The 19,273-nt window shown below is 42.6% G+C and carries 19 protein-coding genes; 4 read left to right on the forward strand and 15 right to left on the reverse strand.

All coding sequences use genetic code 11. The features are described 5' to 3' along the window. Positions 1–43: 43 nt before the first annotated feature. The 5 genes from LPB220_RS06350 to LPB220_RS06370 form a co-directional block, all read right to left on the reverse strand. A complete protein-coding gene (locus LPB220_RS06350; RefSeq protein WP_150906226.1) occupies positions 44–1,243 on the reverse strand; it encodes an MFS transporter in 1,200 nt (399 codons plus the stop codon). 78 nt (positions 1,244–1,321) lie between these two features. Next, on the reverse strand, positions 1,322–2,038 hold the full coding sequence (locus LPB220_RS06355; RefSeq protein WP_049471721.1) for a DUF1003 domain-containing protein: 717 nt from the start codon (positions 2,036–2,038) through the stop codon (positions 1,322–1,324). A gap of 68 nt (positions 2,039–2,106) precedes the next feature. Further along, the gene (gene asnS, locus LPB220_RS06360) at positions 2,107–3,453 is read right to left on the reverse strand and encodes an asparagine--tRNA ligase (protein WP_191904594.1); all 1,347 of its coding nucleotides are present in this window, start codon (positions 3,451–3,453) and stop codon (positions 2,107–2,109) included. A gap of 148 nt (positions 3,454–3,601) precedes the next feature. Beyond that, a complete protein-coding gene (locus LPB220_RS06365; RefSeq protein ID WP_150906228.1) occupies positions 3,602–4,780 on the reverse strand; it encodes a pyridoxal phosphate-dependent aminotransferase in 1,179 nt (392 codons plus the stop codon). A 16-nt stretch (positions 4,781–4,796) separates the two neighbouring features. Beyond that, entirely contained in the window at positions 4,797–5,294 is a 498-nt protein-coding gene (locus tag LPB220_RS06370) for a DUF5590 domain-containing protein (protein WP_191904595.1), read from the reverse strand. A 207-nt stretch (positions 5,295–5,501) separates the two neighbouring features. Here LPB220_RS06370 and LPB220_RS06375 point away from each other — a divergent pair, with 207 nt between their 5' ends. Then, positions 5,502–5,948, forward strand: a complete 447-nt coding sequence (locus tag LPB220_RS06375; protein WP_003001765.1) for a MarR family winged helix-turn-helix transcriptional regulator — start codon at positions 5,502–5,504, stop codon at positions 5,946–5,948. A 118-nt stretch (positions 5,949–6,066) separates the two neighbouring features. Here the strand turns inward: LPB220_RS06375 and yaaA are convergent, their stop codons facing one another. Further along, positions 6,067–6,792 carry a peroxide stress protein YaaA gene (yaaA, locus tag LPB220_RS06380; protein ID WP_150906230.1) on the reverse strand — a complete coding sequence of 242 codons (726 nt, stop codon included), beginning with the start codon at positions 6,790–6,792 and terminating at the stop codon, positions 6,067–6,069. 66 nt (positions 6,793–6,858) lie between these two features. Here yaaA and LPB220_RS06385 point away from each other — a divergent pair, with 66 nt between their 5' ends. From LPB220_RS06385 to LPB220_RS06395, 3 genes are all read left to right on the forward strand, one after another. Further along, entirely contained in the window at positions 6,859–7,359 is a 501-nt protein-coding gene (locus LPB220_RS06385; RefSeq protein ID WP_045759529.1) for a DUF1836 domain-containing protein, read from the forward strand. Beyond that, on the forward strand, positions 7,334–7,981 hold the full coding sequence (gene trhA, locus LPB220_RS06390) for a PAQR family membrane homeostasis protein TrhA (RefSeq protein ID WP_003011253.1): 648 nt from the start codon (positions 7,334–7,336) through the stop codon (positions 7,979–7,981). Before LPB220_RS06385 ends, trhA begins: the two co-directional genes overlap by 26 nt. A gap of 63 nt (positions 7,982–8,044) precedes the next feature. Then, a complete protein-coding gene (locus LPB220_RS06395) occupies positions 8,045–9,349 on the forward strand; it encodes a PLP-dependent aminotransferase family protein (protein ID WP_150906232.1) in 1,305 nt (434 codons plus the stop codon). Positions 9,350–9,366: 17 nt separating this feature from the next. On the opposite strand, the gene LPB220_RS06400 is transcribed toward LPB220_RS06395, so the two are convergent. The 9 genes from LPB220_RS06400 to LPB220_RS06455 all read right to left on the reverse strand — a co-directional run bounded on the left by LPB220_RS06400 (position 9,367) and on the right by LPB220_RS06455 (position 19,209). Next, positions 9,367–9,615: a hypothetical protein gene (locus LPB220_RS06400; protein ID WP_045759531.1), complete on the reverse strand. Its 249-nt coding sequence runs from the start codon at positions 9,613–9,615 to the stop codon at positions 9,367–9,369. A 247-nt stretch (positions 9,616–9,862) separates the two neighbouring features. Further along, positions 9,863–11,617: an ABC transporter ATP-binding protein gene (locus LPB220_RS06410; protein ID WP_150906234.1), complete on the reverse strand. Its 1,755-nt coding sequence runs from the start codon at positions 11,615–11,617 to the stop codon at positions 9,863–9,865. Further along, a complete protein-coding gene (locus LPB220_RS06415; RefSeq protein WP_150906236.1) occupies positions 11,604–13,358 on the reverse strand; it encodes an ABC transporter ATP-binding protein in 1,755 nt (584 codons plus the stop codon). Before LPB220_RS06415 ends, LPB220_RS06410 begins: the two co-directional genes overlap by 14 nt. A 1-nt stretch (position 13,359) precedes the next feature. Beyond that, positions 13,360–14,025 carry an MmcQ/YjbR family DNA-binding protein gene (locus LPB220_RS06420; protein WP_150906238.1) on the reverse strand — a complete coding sequence of 222 codons (666 nt, stop codon included), beginning with the start codon at positions 14,023–14,025 and terminating at the stop codon, positions 13,360–13,362. A 103-nt stretch (positions 14,026–14,128) separates the two neighbouring features. Beyond that, positions 14,129–14,764, reverse strand: a complete 636-nt coding sequence (locus LPB220_RS06425; RefSeq protein WP_150906240.1) for a copper homeostasis protein CutC — start codon at positions 14,762–14,764, stop codon at positions 14,129–14,131. Positions 14,765–14,785: 21 nt separating this feature from the next. Beyond that, complete coding sequence (locus tag LPB220_RS06430; RefSeq protein WP_150906242.1) at positions 14,786–15,388, reverse strand: hypothetical protein; 603 nt, start codon at positions 15,386–15,388, stop codon at positions 14,786–14,788. Between the two features lie 275 nt (positions 15,389–15,663). Next, the gene (locus LPB220_RS06445; protein WP_150906244.1) at positions 15,664–16,620 is read right to left on the reverse strand and encodes an ABC transporter permease; all 957 of its coding nucleotides are present in this window, start codon (positions 16,618–16,620) and stop codon (positions 15,664–15,666) included. Beyond that, positions 16,620–17,681 (reverse strand): ABC transporter permease, encoded by a 1,062-nt coding sequence (locus tag LPB220_RS06450; protein WP_003007621.1) that lies wholly within the window; start codon positions 17,679–17,681, stop codon positions 16,620–16,622. Before LPB220_RS06450 ends, LPB220_RS06445 begins: the two co-directional genes overlap by 1 nt. Continuing rightward, entirely contained in the window at positions 17,674–19,209 is a 1,536-nt protein-coding gene (locus LPB220_RS06455; RefSeq protein WP_150906246.1) for an ABC transporter ATP-binding protein, read from the reverse strand. Before LPB220_RS06455 ends, LPB220_RS06450 begins: the two co-directional genes overlap by 8 nt. Between the last annotated feature and the right edge of the window lie 64 nt (positions 19,210–19,273).

A 19,273-nucleotide genomic window follows, 5' to 3' on the forward strand; every position in this document is an offset into this window, starting at 1 on the left:
ATTGCAGAGAGAGTTGAATACTGCCCAGATGTGGTCAGCAATTTTATTCCGTCTTTGTCACCTTGCTTAAGGTCTTGCCCATTCTCCCTAAACCAATCAGTAAGAGAGGGAAAGATAGGAATGTTATAAGGCCTAGCACAAGAAAGACTGCTACAAATCCACAAGTATCGATCAACCAACCAGTCAGTGGGAAAATCACGATCATAGATAAACTAAACATCATCGAATTGATACTCAGCATGGTTGCTCGTACACTGGATGGCAGATAAGCTTGTAAATCATTGTAGTAGATGGGTTGATAAACTGCATAAAGGGCATTGGTCAAGAGATAGACACTCAAATAGGCGAATGGAGTCTTCACACCTACCAAAAACAAGGCCAACCCAGTCAGTGCAATCAGAATCGGAAAGACTTGATTACTATTCCATTTTTTCCCGATTTGACTGGCCAAATAAACCGCTAGTAGATTGAATCCACTACCAATCAACATGATAAGCGAAACTTGCCAACTAGTTAAGTCACTAATTTTCTGTTGGTAGTAAAAATAAAACATACACATGATGGTCCCTACCAACTGATAGGTGAGCATCCAGTAAAACAAGACTGGTTTGTCCTGCCATTCTTGTTTCACTACCTCCAATATCCGCTTTAAGGTCAAATGATTTCTTTCATCACTCTTGCTCTCTGGCTCTTTCATGAGAAAGATCAAAAGAATGGAAAGCAAGGAAAGTCCAATAGCAATATAATAGGTCCAAGCCAATGCTCCGTGAATAAAGAAACCTGCCACAACTGTACCTAAAGTTCGGGTGACTTCGGCCACACCAGACAAGAAGCTAGAAATCTGAAGATAACGGTCTTTTTGACCTGCTTCCACAGCTGAATCAAATAAGAAAGCTGTACTGGTCCCCGAGTCAAAATTATAAGACCAAGCATTGACCATCATAGCAATGGCATAGATCCAAAAATTCCCCTGACCAAATAAAATCAAGATCGAAGATCCAATACTGGACAAGCGAGCCAAATAGAGATTGGTCTTGTAGCTAAAGCGATCGGCTAACATACCAGATGGGATCTCACACAAGAGACTCGTCCCATGAAAGATACTCTCTAATAAACCAATCTGAAGCAAAGAAAGACCATTTTGAATAAAAAAGAGAATCCATAAACTGGTGATTCCAAAATAAGATGTAAATTCCAGACCTGCTAGGAGTGAAATATTGCGTTTGTAAGTTCTTTTAAACATTGTTTTTCCTCTTTCAATAGATTATATAAGTGTTTCTAAAAGACTTACTTAGATTTGCCTACATCTTCTCCACCTCCTTCATTTTTCTTGATTCATTTCTTGACGCAGCTGGGCTACTTGATTAGACAAGGACACCAACAATTCGGTTTGCAACTTTTGAATTTCCAATAAATCCGTCTGGTCTTGTTGCACCATATGGTCAATTTTCGTATGCAGTAAGCGAATTTCTCTTTCCGACTCCATATTGACGTTAAAGTCATTTCGCGCTTGCAAGCGATCGTAATCTGCCGCCCGGTTTTGGCTCATCATGATCAAAGGAGCTTGAATCGCCGCAATCGTAGAAAGTGCCAGATTCAGCAAGATGAAAGGGTAAGGGTCAAAATTCCAGCCAAAGGGATGCAAGACATTAATCAACATCCAGATAGCCATCATCAGGATAAAACTAATGATAAAAGTCCATGACCCACCAAAGCGTGCGACCGAATCCGCTACCCGCTGACCGAAGGTATAGCTGGCTGTCAAGCGGTCTTCAACGTTAAAGGGGCGCTCGCTTTCGGGCATGACACCTGTCACCTGCTGTTTAATGGCTTCGTTTTTATCATTGGCACGCTCAATAATCTGACCTAGATAATCCATACAATATTGGCTCAAATTTTTATACGTGATAAAATCATCCATTTGACTTTCCGGATAGGATGTCTTGAGCATCTGTTGAATGCTATGGTCTAGATCTGCGATCAAAGACCCCTGACCATCCTCGTATTCTTTCCCATCGATGATGTCTATTTTCAGCATTGAGTTTCCTTTCATAGTTATTTGAAGCAGATAAAAGTGAAAAACGCCTAATGGCGTTTTTACGTCTATTAAGGTTTGATACGGTGCAACATACGTGGGAATGGAATGGCTTCACGAATGTGTTTTGTACCAGCCGCGAAGGTTACCATACGCTCGATACCGATACCAAAGCCACCGTGTGGGACTGTACCGTATTTACGAAGATCAAGGTAGAATTCATACTCTGTACGATCCATGCCAAGTTCATCCATTTTTGCAACAAGGGCATCGTAGTCTTCCTCACGCATAGAGCCACCGATGATTTCTCCATAGCCTTCTGGAGCAAGCAAGTCTGCACAAAGCACGCGCTCTGGATTTCCAGGAACTGGTTTCATGTAGAAGGCCTTGATAGCTGCTGGGTAGTTCATGACAAATGTTGGCACACCAAAGTGGTTTGAAATCCAAGTTTCATGTGGTGAGCCGAAGTCATCACCATGTTCCAAATGCTCGTAGTCAGCATCTTCATCATTTTCATGCTCTTGCAAGAGATCAATCGCTTCATCGTAAGTGATCCGTTTGAATGGCTCCGCAATATAGCGTTTCAAGAGCTCTGTATCACGTTCCAAGGTTTCCAAGGCTTGAGGTGCACGGTCCAAAACACCTTGTAGAAGAGCTTTGACATAAGCTTCTTGCAAGTCAAGTGATTCATCGTGTGTCAAGTAAGAGTACTCCGCATCCATCATCCAGAACTCAGTCAAGTGACGGCGAGTCTTAGATTTTTCAGCACGGAATACTGGTCCAAAGTCAAAGACGCGACCAAGGGCCATAGCACCAGCTTCCAGATAAAGCTGACCTGATTGGCTCAAGTAAGCTGGTGTTCCAAAGTAGTCTGTTTCAAAAAGTTCTGTAGAATCTTCTGCCGCATTTCCTGAAAGAATTGGGCTATCAAACTTCATGAAGCCGTTCTTATCGAAGAACTCATAAGTTGCATAGATAATAGCATTACGGATTTGCATCACAGCGACTTGCTTGCGTGAACGAAGCCACAAATGGCGGTTGTCCATCAAGAAGTCTGTACCGTGTTCTTTTGGAGTGATTGGGTAATCTTGTGATTCACCGATCACTTCAATATCTGTGATATCGAGCTCATAACCAAATTTAGAACGCTCGTCTTCTTTAACAATCCCTGTCACATAGACAGATGTTTCTTGGCTCAAGCGTTTGATGGTGTCAAATTTTTCAAGACCTACTTCTTCTCCAAATTTTTCGATAAAGTTTGGTTTGAAAGCTACACCTTGGAAAAAGGCTGTTCCATCACGCAATTGCAAGAAGGCAATTTTTCCTTTTCCTGACTTGTTAGCAACCCAAGCACCGATAGTCACTTCTTGACCAACGTAGTCTTTTACTTCGATGATAGTAATCCGTTTTGTCATCATTCATCTTCCTTTTCTCGTTAAACTTGTCCGAAGACATTATCTTCTTAATTGTATCATAAAAAGGCTTTCAGTGCTACGTTCTACCTGTGAAAACCAAATTTTTTTTAAAGAAAAAGATCCTCAGCTCATTACTAAGGATCTTGTAATTTTATTTTTCCATAAAGGCCTTGAGTCGGCGAACAGCTTCTTTCAAGGTATCCAAATCTGTCGCATAAGACAAGCGAACATTTTCAGGGGCACCAAAGCCAGCTCCCGTTACTAAAGCAACCTCTGCTTCTTCTAAAATTGCTGTGGTAAATTCCGTCACATCTGTATAGCCCTTCATCTCCATGGCCTTCTTGACATTTGGGAAGAGATAGAAGGCTCCTTGAGGTTTGATGGCTTCAAAACCAGGTACTTCATTCAAGAGAGGATAAATAGTATTCAAGCGTTCTTCAAAAGCTTGACGCATGATCTCAATAGAAGACTGATCCCCTGTGAGAGCTTCGATTGCAGCATATTGGGAAACGGTTGTTAAGTTGGATGTTGTTTGGCTAATCACCTTGGCCATGGCTCCAATAATCTCTGGATCACCCACTGCAAAACCAACCCGCCAACCAGTCATAGCATAGGTTTTAGAAACTCCGTTAATCACGATGGTTTGCTTGCGAATTGCTTCTGATAAGCTAGAAATGGGCGTAAAGGTATTGCCATTATAGACCAAACGACCATAGATATCGTCTGCCAAAATCAAGATGTCATGTTCAACAGCCCAATTTCCAATTGCTTCTAGCTCTTCTTTACTGTAGATCATTCCTGTTGGATTGGATGGCGAATTCAGTAAGACCACCTTGGTCTTGTCTGTCCGTGCTGCTTCCAGTTGCTCTACCGTTGCCTTGAAGTGATTTTCTTCTGTTGTTTGGAAAGTAACAGGTGTGCCTTCTACCATCTTAACCTGGTCTACATAAGAAACCCAGCAAGGGGTTGGAATGATGACTTCATCACCTGGATTGATGACAGAAGTAAAGAAGGCATAGAGGATAAACTTAGCACCAGTACCGACCACTACTTCATTCCGGTTCACAGCATAGCCATAAAAGTCTTTCATGTAGTCGCTAATGGCATCCTTCAATTCTGGAAGTCCAGATGCTACCGTATAAAAGCTAGCGCGACCATCCTCGATCGATGCGACTGCTGCTTCTTGAATATTTTTTGGAGTCGCAAAGTCAGGTTGACCCAGGGTCAAACTTAAGATATCACGACCTTCTGCTGCCAAAGCTTTGGCACGCGCATTTGCAGCCAAGGTCACACTTTCTTCCATTTCCAATACACGATTTGATAATTTCATATTTCCTCCTCAAATCTTAAAAAACACCGGTGACTTTTCCAGTCTTGAAATCCACCACATAATAAGAGCTACCAGCCTTAACTTCCCAGATCGGTTTGCCTTTAAAGCGTCCAAAAGTGACACGATCAATCGCGTCCTGACTCTTCTCTTTGACGACAGAAGATGCCTCTTTGGAGCTAACTCCTTCTTTCAAAGGGTAGGTATAGACTGCATCATCCGCCTGAGTCACCAAAACCGCTAGTTCTTGCCCCTCTTGGTCCTTGCCAATAAAGGAAAGATAGGCTTCTTTGCCATGAAAGAAACTCTCCGTCTCAATGGTAGCAATCGAAGAGTGAGACAGAGCTATTTTTCTTGCTTGCGCCATTTGATCCTGCAAGCGATCAGAAGTTTTTTCAGCAAGAAATAGCCAAGAAAAAAGGACCGTCAACGCTAAGATACAGACTCCTATTATATGTTGCCATATTATAAAAAGATAATTTTTCTGTTTCACTCCCTCATTATACACCAAAGCCACCTAGAATTCTATAGATTTTCAAGAAAGAATTGTTACTAATATTTCATACCTGTTACAATGTTTTAGTATAAAATTGTTTGATAAACAAAGTAAAATTAACATCTATGCTATCATTTGTTCATAGTTTAATAAATTTGTCACAATTTTGTAACTAATTTGAAAATAAAATTAAACGACAGAAATACTATTTATTGATAAAATATAGATATGGAAAATTTAAAGAGATTATTCAAAGAAGCAAACGTAGATTTAAAAACCATGATCGTCTTCCACAAGGCAGAACGATTGATCCGTGCGTCTGAGGCTCATATCTTTAAAAAGCACCAGTTGACACCAACTCAATTCTCTGTACTTGAAACCTTGTACAGTAAAGGCGATCTCCGCATTCAAGATCTGATTGACAGCATTCTTGCGACCTCTGGAAATATGACTGTGGTTATTCGCAATATGGTCCGCGATGGTTGGATTACACGCGAAACCGATCCAGAAGACCGCCGTGCTTATCTTGTATCTATTACAGATGCCGGTCGTAAAAAGATCGAAGAAGCTCTTCCAGATCATATCAAAAATATTCAACGCTTGATGCAAGTCTTTAATAGTGGCGAGCAAGCTGAGTTGACAGAACTCTTGAAGAAATTCAAACATATCGCCTAAGCCTACTGCTCAAGACGATTCTGACTCCAAAATCCTCTATTTTGGAGTTTTCATCGTGCATTCTCTTTATCTAACAGATCAAAAAAATATTCCTGACGCTTCTCAGGAATATTTTTATTTATTCTTTCACAAAGACCCATTCCTTCTCTTGCGATAAATCCTCACGATAAGAGAAACCTGCTACTTCTAATGATTTCAGATCTTCTAGATGGGTGATTTCTTCCTTCATCATAGCTGTCACCATAGCCCCACGTGCTTTCTTTGAAATCGTTGAGTGAATCTTTAGTGTCCCACCACGATTCTCCATGAATTTGATCCGAATCATTCGCTCACGAATGGCTTTTGAAAAGACCTGTTCAAACTCAGAAGACAAAAGGGATAAGATCTGCTCCTCACCTTCTACTGCCTGATCATAGTCCTCTTTCCAGAATGCCTTTAGAGATTTTCCAGCTGGTTTTAGCTTCATCATAAAAACCAAGCGATGGGGAGCAATCCCTTCATAGGCAGGTAGTACACCATATAAAGCGGTCGTGATTAACAAATGCTCCTGCAGATAAGCCTGCTCTTTTTCGGATAAGTCTTGACGCTCGATACTACGATACATAAGGCCATCAAACAGTTCCAAAGCAGGATAGGTTTTAGCACTCCCAGCTAACAAAGCCTCAATTCTTTCTTTTTCTACTAGGGCTCTTTCCTCTGAGATCCCGTAAAAGGTCGCTAATTCTTCTAGCGAGAATGCCTTCAAAGCTTGGAGGATGGTTTTTGTGTTCTCTGACAAGGGTTGGGGCTCGACGATACGAGCCTGTTCGTTCAGTTCTTTGGCGGATGGAATTAATAGTTTCATAGGTCTATTGTACCATATTTTTCAAATTTTCTTGACAGGAGTTTTTATAAATGTTATTATCTAGTTATGAAAACTAGATTAAAGAAAGGTGAAGATTTAGTGTCCACTTTTTCCTATCCAACGTGGGAGCAACTACCTGAGCTAGACCTCTATCTTGATCAGGTCCTACTTTATGTCAATAAAACCTGTGCACCTGTTCACTCTTCTTCAGACAAGGGCTTGACGGCTGCCATGATCAACAATTACGTAAAACATGGCTATGTCGAAAAACCAGATAAGAAGAAATACCAGCGTAGACAGGTAGCTCGCTTGATTGCTATTACAACCTTAAAAACGGTCTTTTCTATTCAGGAGATCGCTTCTACCTTAAATTTCTTGCAGGACCAGGCAAGCTCAGATCTTCTCTATAATAGCTTTGTCGCTTATCTCAATGAGCAAAAAGAGCCGATCGCTCCTATCATTCGCTCTGCCTGTCAGACAGTTCAACTTTATCTTGAAACCCTATCTTATATTCAACCAGTAAAAACGGAGGAAGAAACTGATGAATTACACCATGAAACTAAGTAAAAAATTATCCTTTGGAGAAGAGATCGCAAATAGCGTAACCCACGCTGTTGGGGCCCTCCTCATGTTGATCTTGCTTCCGATCTCAGCAGTCTATAGCTTTGAGCAACACGGTCTGCTTAGTGCTTTTGGGACTTCTATCTTTGTGATCAGTCTCTTTTTGATGTTTCTTTCTTCGACCGTCTACCATGCCATGTCTTACGATTCACCTCAAAAGTATGTACTTCGCATTATCGACCATTCCATGATCTACATTGCGATCGCAGGTAGTTACACACCAGTAGTCCTTACCTTGATGAACAACTGGATGGGTTACAGCATTATCTTGATCCAATGGGGCACCACCATCTTTGGTATTCTCTACAAAATCTTTGCTAAAAAAGTCAATGAAAAGTTCAGTCTCGCTCTTTACTTGATCATGGGCTGGTTGGTCATCTTTATTATTCCCCAAATCGTTAGCCAAACCAATCCGATCTTCTGGGGTCTCATGCTCATGGGCGGTCTGTGCTACACGGTTGGAGCTGGCTTTTATGCTAAGAAAAAACCATACTTCCACATGATTTGGCACCTCTTCATCCTGGCAGCTTCTGCTCTTCAGTATTTAGCCATCGTTTACTTTATGTAATACGCTCACCACTCTTCGGAGTGGTTTTTTTGTGATTTTTTCTGTACAATAGAAAAAAACTGTATGGGGACAGTCAGGATGAAGACGAGCAAATACCAACAAATTATTCATGTACTAAAAAAAGCCATTCAAGATGGAGAACTGGAAACTGGAGAGAAAATTCCCTCCGTTCGCCAGTTAGCTAGTCAATTTTCTTGTAGTAAGGACACAGTGCAACGAGCCCTGCTGGACTTGACTTACCAGCACTTCCTCTATGCTAAGCCTCAAAGTGGCTACTATGTTTTGGAGCAAGAACCTAATCGACATGAGGATCTTCCGCTAAAATTAGAGAAAGACCGCAACCAGGCTTTCGAGGATTTCCGGACTTGTATTAATGAAACCTTGATTGGACGGGAGAATTATCTCTTTAATAACTTTTCGGACCAAGCAGGCTTACTCGAAGTACGCCAATCGATTCAAGGCTTATTGAAGGAAGAAAGTATTTATACGACTGCAGATCAGATTGTTTTGACTGCTGGTACCCAGCAGGCGCTTAATATCCTCAGCCAGATTGACTTTCCCAATAAAAAATCGCAGATCTTGATCGAGCAACCGACTTATCACCGGATGAACCAACTCTTAGATTCACAGCAACTTGCCTACCGTACCATTCAACGTAATTTAACGGGGATTGATCTTGAGGAGCTTGAAGAGATTTTTAAAAGTGGCCATATCAAATTCTTCTACACGATCCCTCGTTTTCACTATCCGCTTGGTCATAGCTATTCGACCAAGCAGAAAGAAGCGATCTTGCAACTAGCTGACCAATATGATGTTTACCTTGTTGAGGACGACTATTTGGGAGATCTTGATGGCAGCAATGCTCCATCTTTTCATTATTTGGATCAAAAGGACCGAGTCATCCATATCAAATCTTTTTCGACCAATCTTTTTTCTGCTCTTCGCATCACTTCCATGATCCTTCCCCAAGCCCTTTTAAAGCCGGTCTTGACCTATAAGACGATTCTGGACTATGATAGCAATCTCATCATGCAAAAGGCCTTAAGTCTCTACATTGATAATGGTATGTATCTGACCAATAAAAAACGACTCCTAGCCAGAAAAAAAGAGGAAGAAGAAAGATTGAAGACCTTGATGGATCAGTCTTCTCTTCTCCCTCATCTGACCCTGACCCACGATGGGATCCTACTAGATCTTCATCAGGTCAAATCTCTTGCTGCCTTAAAACACAGTGGACTCCCGCTTGATTTCTTTGAAGCAGCCTACATCACTCCTTGTCCCTATCAACTAGCAAAAATCCAATCAGCAGATGTTGCCAACGTTTTACCAAAGCTGACGCCTTTTTTTGAAAGAGAAACCCTCGTATAGACTATACGAGGGTTTTCTTATTTCTTTAAGTGCTCATAGATAAGTTTGGCATTTTGAAGACCGATCCGATAATCGAGACGAATTAGGCGAATCGCTTCCATCTCTGGTTCTTTGAGGTACTTCTCTCTTTGTTCCTTGGAAATACTACCTGGTTTTAGAAGATAGTGCGTGAATTGATTTCTGACTTTATTGAGCTCAACTTGAAGGGTGAAATAGAGTCCAAATAAGACAATCACAACTCCCATCAGGATCAGATCGTTTGACATGGTGTATGCTCCCTTTTTCTGTTCTTTTCTTTATTTTACAGCTTTCAAGATAGAAAAACAAGAGGCTGGGACAAAAGTCCTAGCCTTTCAATTGTTTTTGGATTGTCGAGCAAGACGCAGTGGTTGAGTGGGCTCTACTACGCTGTTTTCATCAGCTTTTACAGCCCTACTCAACTGTGCGGAGGTGGGACGACGAAATCGAATTCTAACGAATTACCGATTTCTGTCCCACTCTCCTTGTTTGTCCTTATTTCATCATACCTGCCTGAAGGTCATACATTTTCTTATACGTTCCTCCTAGAGCAATGAGTTGGTCGTGGTTGCCTGATTCGATGATTTTTCCTTTATCGAGAACATAGATACAATCGGCATCTTGGATGGTAGAAAGACGATGGGCAATGGCAATGGTTGTCCGCCCTTGGCGCATCTTCTTCAGAGAGTTTTGGATCATCTCTTCCGTCTCTTGGTCGATATTGGCAGTGGCCTCATCCAAAATGAGGATCTTAGGCTGGGCAGCAATGGTCCGGGCAAAAGCCAGAAGCTGACGCTGACCAGTCGATAAGGTAGAACCCCGCTCTGTTACAGGATGATCATAGCCACCAGGTAGACTCTCAATAAAGTCTGCCACATCCACAAATGCAGCTGCTTGTCGGATTTCCTCATCTGTCAGTTCTTCATGGTACATCCGGATATTAGAAGCAATGGTTCCATGATAGAGGAAGGGTTCCTGCAACACTAGACCAATGGACTTGCGCAAGGCTTCCTGGCTGTAGTCCTTGATATTCTGTCCATCAATCAAGATCTGGCCACGATCAAATTCATAAAAGCGCATGAAGAGATTGATAATAGAGGATTTACCAGACCCAGTATGACCAACAAAAGCGATGGTTTGTCCATTTTTGACATCAAAGGAGATATCTTTTAGGACATCCCGTTTGCCATCATAAGAAAAAGATACATGGTCAAAGCGAATATCTCCCCGATCGATTTCTTTCAGGCTACCAGCTTGCTTGGGCTCGTAGTCGTCTCGATCCATCATCTCAAAGACACGACCAGCAGAAATGGTTGAGGTCTGCAAGGTTGCAAAATTTTGAGTGACATCAATCAAGGGCTGGAAAAGCTGACTAACATACTGGATAAAGGCATAGATAAGTCCTGCTGTAAAGCCAGAGGACTGCCAATTTAGGCCGAAAAAGGTTAGAATAACCGCATAAGCCAGAACCTGTAACAGGGTCATAGCTGGCCTCAAAAAGAGGGAATTGACATCCACAGATCGGTTGGCGTAATCCAAATGTTCCCCATTAATCTGTTCGAATTCATCCGTCAAGCGCTTTCCTTGACGAAAGGCCTGGACGATCCGCATTCCTTCAATGGATTCCGATAATTTCACATTGATATCTGATAATTTTTGTCGGGTCATCTTGACCAAGCGATTGGATAACTTGCGATAGAGACGGATGGAAAACCAAATGATGGGAAGAAAAGGCAGGATCCAAATGGTCAAATGCCAGTCCAAGCTAAACATGGTTACTAGAGTGACTAAAAAGAGTAAAAAGGATGAAACCAGGCTTGAAAAGACCGTAGAAAACATATCTGCGACTGCCTGTGTATCATTGGTCACACGTGAGACAATCGAACCTGCTGCTGTCTGGTCATAAAAGGACATGCCCAGCCTTTGAAGATTTTGGAAAATATCTAGACGGATATCTCTTACGATAGAATTGGATACGCGCGCAAAGGTTAACTGACTCAGATAAGTTGCCAGCACGCGCCCAATGAATAAGCCATAGTAGAGAATCAAAAACTGAAAAGCTGTCAGTACTGGAGAGCCTGCTTCTGTTGGATCCACTAGGTGGTCAATATACCAGCGAGCTGCAAGAGGGATCGCCGTCAATAAAAGACTAGTCAGGAAGGTAAAGGCTAAGGCTTGGGCTGTTAACCACTTATAACGCCACATGTAAGTCAAGAGCCGCTTCATCACATGAGCTTCAGATGTTTTCATTCAGCTTTCCCTCCATTTCTTCTGATAATTGTTGGGCTTGGTAGGTTTCATAGTACCAACCTTTTTGAGCCATTAATTCCTCGTGATTTCCTCGCTCCTTGATCTGTCCATTCTCCATTACCAGAATCAAATCCGCATGAACGATCGCTGATAGGCGATGGGCTGTGATGATCGTTGTTTTCCCCTTGCGTTCCTGCTTCATATTTTCAATGATTTGGTGTTCTGTCTTAGCATCTACTGCAGACAGGGAATCATCCAAGATCAAGATCTCAGGATTCATGACCAAAGCACGACTCATGGCAATCCGTTGCTTTTGCCCGCCAGAAAGAGAGACCCCTCGCTCTCCCAGCACTGTCTCCATCTGGTCTGGCATGGCCAGAATATCTTCATAGACCCCACAAGTTCTCAGAGCCTTCATCACCTCTTCTTCCTTGATCTGTGGATCTGAAAAAGCGACATTCTCGCGAATGGTCATGGCAAAGAGGATCTGATCTTGAGGGACATAGCCGATCAAGCTTCGAAGATCTTCTAAACGATAGTCTTTGATAGAGATTCCATTGAGCAAGATATCTCCCTGCTCCAAGTCATGCTCTCTAAGCAAGAGACGCAACAAGGTGGTCTTTCCAGATCCAGTTGGACCAACAATTCCAAGGGTTTGCCCTTTTTCTAAATGAAAGGCAACCTTTTCAAGGACAGGCTCTTTCTCATAGGCGAATTCTTCAATGTCATATTCCAGATCTCCGTTTTGAATGACTGTGACTGGTTGACTTGGATCTTGAATATCAGGTGTTTCTGCTAAAAGTGTCTCAATCCGATCATAGGAGACGCTAGCACGCTGACTAATATTAAACAAGAAGCCCATAGCTTGAAGGGGCCAGACAAGCATATTGAGATAGGTAATAAAGGTTACAATTTGTCCAACCGTCAGGCTCCCTTCCTGAACAAATAGCCCCCCGAAGTAGAGCGTCAAAACATAGGAGAGACCGACAAAAAGAAGAGTAGTCGGATCAAACAAAGCATTGTAACCGGCTGAAGTCATATTCTTTGAAAAGACCATTTGATTAGTTTTTTCAAAAGCCTGAATCTCATCTGCCTGAAATCCAAAGGATTTTGTCACCTTGACTCCTGATACTGATTCCTGAACAAAGTTGTTCAGCTCTGAGAAGCCTTCTTGGGCCTCTTTGAAGGCTTTGTGGTTTTTGCGGCCAATAGCTGAAGTCACTACCACCATAACCGGTAGGGGCAAAATAGCTAAGAGGGTTAAGCGCCAATCAATCATGAAAAACATGCTGACTAGGGTCACCAAGGCGGTCACAGAAGCATCTACAGCAGACATAACCCCACCACCAGCAAACATGGTTACCGCATTGATATCATTAGTAGCATGGGCCATGAGATCCCCTGTCCGATAACGCTGATAAAAAGACGGAGACATGAGCGTAAATTGCTTGAACAAACGGTAACGCAAGATCCGAGCCAACTTATTAGCCGTCCCAAAAATATAGCGTCTCCATACAAAACGAAGGCCATACATGGCAAGAGCTGCGAGGACCAAAAGGGCAATATCCATAACTAACTGCCCTAGTGTCAGCCTTCTTTTATCGATCAAATCGATCACAAGTCCCATGATTCTTGGAGGAATGAGGTTTAAAAAGCTAACCAAGATCAAGGACCCTATCCCGATCAAGTATCGCTTCTTCTCTAAATTAAAAAACCAAGATAATTTCCTCAACAGATTCATCTTATTTCCCCTTTTTGGTGAGGTGCCAGCTACTATCCACTAGAGCAAACAACTCCTCATCAGCAATTGTTCCATCTAAGGGAATACTCACCCAATATTTTTTATTCATATGAAAAGCTGGATAAATCCCTTTCTGCTGGATGAAATGGGCTACTTGATCAGACTTGACATTCAAAACTTCTATTTTCCCAGACTTGCCAGCATCCAGTTTTTTCCAATCAATGGTCATAAAGACACCATACCACTTGAGAGTGTCTTGGTGGCGAATGGCACCCGATTCCGGAGATCTCTCCCACAAATACTCAATCGTTCCCTGATAGTGTAGGGAGATATAGGACATGAGACTCTTGGCTTGAGGATAGAGAAATTCTTCTACCTCAAAACAAGCTTGGCGGATCCTTTCAAGACTTTCCTGACAAGCTTCCCTGACTTGGCCAACGAAATTTCCTTGTAGCTGTTCCAGATGGATCTGGATATACTCGTCCCCTGTATCCTGATCATAGACCTGAAAAGAAATCTTCTGGTCGCAGACACGGACCTTTAAGAGAAAAGTTTCCGATAAGACGGGGCACTGGTATTCATAGCCTGCTTCTCTCTTTCCAAATCCGTAAGCCAATCCCTTTTCTGGCTGAAAAGTGTACCGGTCAAAATAATGCTCTAAAAACATTTCCTCTCCCTTATTCATTTTTGCACTAGAAGAGGCTGGAAACAACGTCCCCAACCTTGATAACGGATCTTCATAACTACTTCAAGCAGTGATCGTTTCTTTTTTAAAACACGATGCGCGTGCCATGCAGTTGACAAACGCCCAATTGCTCCAAAAAGAGCTGACGATTGTCAAGGGTCACACCTCCACCTGGCAGGATCTGTATCTTTCCCTTAGCCGCATCTAATAAACGATGGTAGTGTTCAAAACGTTGCTCTAGTGGGTCACCTGGACTTCCAGCTCGTGTTAAAATGCGGGCTACACCCTGATCAGAAAGCCACTCAATCGCTTCTAGCTGATCTGTATGAGCTAACTCATCAAAGGCCATATGAAAGACTACCTCTGCCTCTCCACAGGCTGCTAGTAAAAGCTGCATGACCTTCTGATCCAACTTTCGATCCCTCGTCAACGCACCCAGCACAAAACAAGTAACCCCTATTTCTTTCGCAGCACGAATATCCGTCAGCATAGTTTCGACTTCCAGATCAGTGTAGACAAAATCGCCACCACGGGGCCGGATAATGACACATAGATCCACGGACTTCTCTCTTGTCAGTTTGATTGCTTCATTGATCACACCTATACTCGGTGTGGTCCCTCCTACTGCCAAGTTGTCGCACAGTTCAATGCGACCTGCCCCAGCAGCAATCGCCTTATCAATATAAGTTAAATTCTCTGCACAAAATTCAAAGACAAGCATGACAACTCCAATTACAAAGACTTAAAACAAGGATATACTAACCGTTACCTTCGCATTGCCATTTTCCACTCTCGCTTTTGAGATACTATAGCCTGCTTGAGGGATCTCAAGGGTGATTTGATCACCATTCACTGTGAAGCCGCCTCCATTTTGATTGGATTGATCCTTCAAATAGTTGAGAACCAAGAATTTTGGAATAGGCATTTTCCCTAATTTAGCACTGGTCACGGTCAAATTCATGACATTGTTTTCGACTTGGCCAGTCATGGTTAAATCTAGATAGCTATCAACTGGCCCTAATGATACAGGAACTTTGACGTGAAGGTCATTGCCATCCATTCCTAGTGCTATCCTTTGGTAGTCAGAATTGTCAAGGGCAGAACCAGCACTTGTTTTTACGACCTGACTCAATTGCACTGAATTGAGACTTAGCTCAGTTGAGAGTCCTTCAGTGCTCACAGAGGCATTTGAAACAGCATTTTGAGCCAGCTCAATCAAAGAACTCCCTGCCTGCACATTTCTCAGTTGCTCCCCTTCAGGAATAGATCCAGGGACCAACAAGATCACTAATAAAATAAATAAAACGATCACCATGCCAATCAGGCGTCTTATCCACTTAAACATCTGCTCCTCCAATACGTGAAAAGTTGTATTCTTATTGTACCCTAAATCTAAAGAAATTGCGACTAAGAGGGGCCTTTAGAAAGCAAAAGAGAGCGTGGGACAGAAATCGGTAATTCGTTAGAATTCGATTTCGTCGTCCCACCTCCGCACAGTTGAGTAGGGCTGTAAAAGCTTATAAAATCAGCGTAGTAGAGCCCACTCAACCACTGCGTCTTACTCGACAATCCAAAAACAATTGAGAGGCTAGGACTTTTGTCCCAACCTCTCTCTGTGCATTATTTCGATTTAATGTAGTTAACACCATCTGCTTTTGGTGCAACTGCTTGTCCAAAGAAGGCTGCCAAGACAACCATGGTCAAGACGTAAGGCGCAATTTGCAAGTAGATAGATGGGATACCTTTAAGCAAAGGCAATTGATTCCCGATAACAGCCAAACTTTGTGAAGCTCCAAAGAAGAGACTAGCAAGCATGGCCCCGATTGGATTCCATTTCCCGAAAATCATAGCCGCGAGAGCGATAAATCCAGGACCTACAATAGTAGTTACTGCGAAGTTAACAGAAACTGACTGAGCGTAAATGGCTCCTCCGATTCCTGCTAGGGCACCAGAGATCATCACTCCTAAGTAGCGCATTCTATATACATTGATTCCCAATGTATCTGCTGCTTGTGGGTGTTCACCAACTGAACGAAGACGCAATCCAAATTTCGTCTTGAACATGACGAACCAAGCAAAGAATGAGAAGAGAATTGCAACCCAGCCGATGATGCTGGCATTGTTGAAGAAAATATCCCCAATCACCGGAATTTTAGATAAGACCGGAATAGATGTCTTCCCAAAGGCAACTTTGATATTATCAGTTTGTCCCTTGTTGTACATTGCTTTAACTAGAAAGACGGCTAATGGAGGGGCCATCAAGTTCAATACTGTACCTGAAACGATATGGTCAGCACGGAAATGAATGGTTGCCACCGCGTGGATCAAGGAGAAAATTACTCCGATTCCTGCAGCAACAATCAAGGACAACCATGGTGTCAAATTCCCTAAGGTAGGCTCAAAAGTCAAGTTAAAGATAATTCCTGAGAAGGCTCCCATAACCATGATTCCTTCAAGGCCAACGTTAACAACCCCAGCGTGTTCTGAGTATGCTCCTCCGATACTTGTGAAGATCAGCGGCGCCGCATACACAATCATAGAGGAAACAAGAATACTTAAAATCGTTACAATACTCATTAGTTTGCTCCTCCTTTTTTAGCTGATCGCATCGAGATCATCTTTTCGATAATGTAGTGGGCACATACGAAGAAGATAATAGATGCTGTCACAATTTGAACGACTTCTTCAGGGATGGCAGCCGGCTTCATACCAACTCCCCCAATTTGAAGTGCTCCAAACAAGAAGGCAGCAAATGGAATACCAATTGGTGAATTCATCGCAAGAAGGGCTACGGCCATTCCGTTAAATCCAACACTCATCGAGCTGGTTTGAACGTAGACATTTGAGTAAATACCCAGACCTTCTGCTACCCCACCAATACCAGCAAGAGCACCAGAAATGATCATAGAAAGGATAATGGTCCGTTTTGCAGACATCCCTGCGTATTCTGCCGCATTCGCATTGAGACCAACGGCACGGATTTCAAAACCAAGTGTTGTTTTCTTCATCAAGAACCAGATGACCACCACTGCGATGATGGCAAAGAAGATCCCGATGTTCATTTGTGATTTGTCTGTCAAATTACGCAACCACTCTGTTTGGTAGACAGCGTTGGCTCCCACATCAATGGTTGAGTCCTTGTTTTTCATCAAGGAAGCTGGGAAGCTATGAATCAAGGCATTCCCACCATAGAGAACAATGTAGTTCATCATAATGGTGATAATGACCTCACTGGTTCCGAGATAGGCACGAAGGAAACCAGGAATCGCTCCAATAAATCCACCTGCAATAGCCGCAATCAAAACGGTCATCGGAATCATCAGTAAGCGAGGCATATTTGGGAAGGAGAGGGCAAACCAAGTCGCCATGATCCATCCTGCAAAAGCCTGACCAGGAAGTCCAACGTTAAAGAAGCCGGCCCGGCTAGCTACTGAAAATCCAAGAGCAACCAAAATCAGTGGCCCCATGGCACGGGAAATATTTCCCCAACTCTTAATCGAACCAAAGGCTTTTTTAAACAGCAATTCATATCCCCAAAGGGCATCATAGCTGAAGGCCCACATAATAATGGCACCCAAGACCAATCCTAAAAGGACAGACACCAATGGAACGGCAATTTGTTTTAAATTCTTATTCATTTGATGCTCCCTCCTTTACTTGGCCTCCTGCCATGAGGATTCCAAGTTCTTGCTTATTCGTTGTTTCAGGGGTTACGATCCCTTGGATCTTCCCATCATGAATAACCGCAATACGGTCAGAAACATTCAAAATTTCATCTAATTCAAAGCTGACAACCAGAACGGCTTTTCCATTATCCCGTTCTTGGATCAAACGTTTGTGGATATATTCAATCGCTCCGACGTCCAAACCACGAGTTGGCTGGCTGACGATCAAGAGATCTGGATCGCGATCGATTTCCCGAGCGATAATGGCTTTTTGCTGGTTTCCTCCAGAAAGAGCCTTAGCTGGTACCACTTCACTAGCTGCACGAACGTCAAACTCTTCCATCAACTTCTTGGCATAAGAGGTAATATTTGGATAATTCAAAATACCATTCTTGCTAAGAGGTTCTTTATAGTAAGTTTGAAGAGCAATGTTTTCAGAGATCATCATATCAAGGACTAAACCATCCCGGTGACGGTCTTCAGGGACGTGTCCTACCTTCATTTCTGTGATTTGACGTGGGCGAAGTCCTACAACATCCTTGCCTTTAATCTTGATTGAACCGGATTTTACCTTCCGCAGACCTGTAATGGCTTGGATCAACTCAGATTGACCATTTCCATCAATCCCTGCGATCCCAACGATTTCACCAGTACGAAGTTCTAAGGAAAGATTCTTAACAGCTGGGACTCCCCGATTTTCATTCACGACCAAGTTTTCGATCGACAAGACCACTTCTTTTGGTTCAGAAGGGCCTTTTTCAGTCTTAAAGGAAACAGAACGACCGACCATCATTTCGGCCAAGTCTTGGTTGGTTGCTCCACCAATCTCGACTGTCTCAATCGATTTACCACGACGGATAACCGTTACGCGGTCTGAAACAGCACGGATTTCATCCAACTTGTGCGTAATCAAGATGATTGATTTTCCTTCATTCGCCAAGTTTTTCATGATTGTCATCAATTCTTCGATTTCAGCTGGTGTCAACACTGCAGTTGGTTCATCGAAGATTAGGATGTCGGCTCCACGATAAAGCGTCTTTAAGATTTCCACACGTTGCTGCGCACCAACGGAAATATCCTCAACTTTAGCATTTGGATCTACTGCCAAGCCATATTTTTTAGACAATTCAAGGATATCTTGACCGGCTTTTTTAAGGTCCAAAATACCATGCTTCGTGGTTTCAGAACCAAGGATGATATTTTCAGCAACAGTGAAGGCTTCAACCAACATAAAGTGTTGGTGCACCATTCCAATCCCTAAAGAAGCTGCTTTTGAAGGTGAGTCTAGGTTAACAGTATTTCCATTTACCACGATGTCTCCGCTTGTTGGTTCCAACAAACCAGCCAGCATATTCATCAGGGTAGATTTTCCCGCACCATTTTCTCCAAGAAGTGCATGGATTTCACCTTTGCGCAACTGAAGATTAATCTTGTCATTTGCTACAAAGTCACCAAATTTTTTGGTAATCTCACGCATTTCGATGACATATTCATGTGTCATGTAGGTGTTTCCTTTCAAAAATTTTTTATTTCAATAAAATCTGTTAGACAACTAACAGATTTTA

Origin of the sequence: Streptococcus sp. LPB0220, assembly GCF_008727815.1 — a bacterium.
Taxonomy (GTDB): domain Bacteria; phylum Bacillota; class Bacilli; order Lactobacillales; family Streptococcaceae; genus Streptococcus.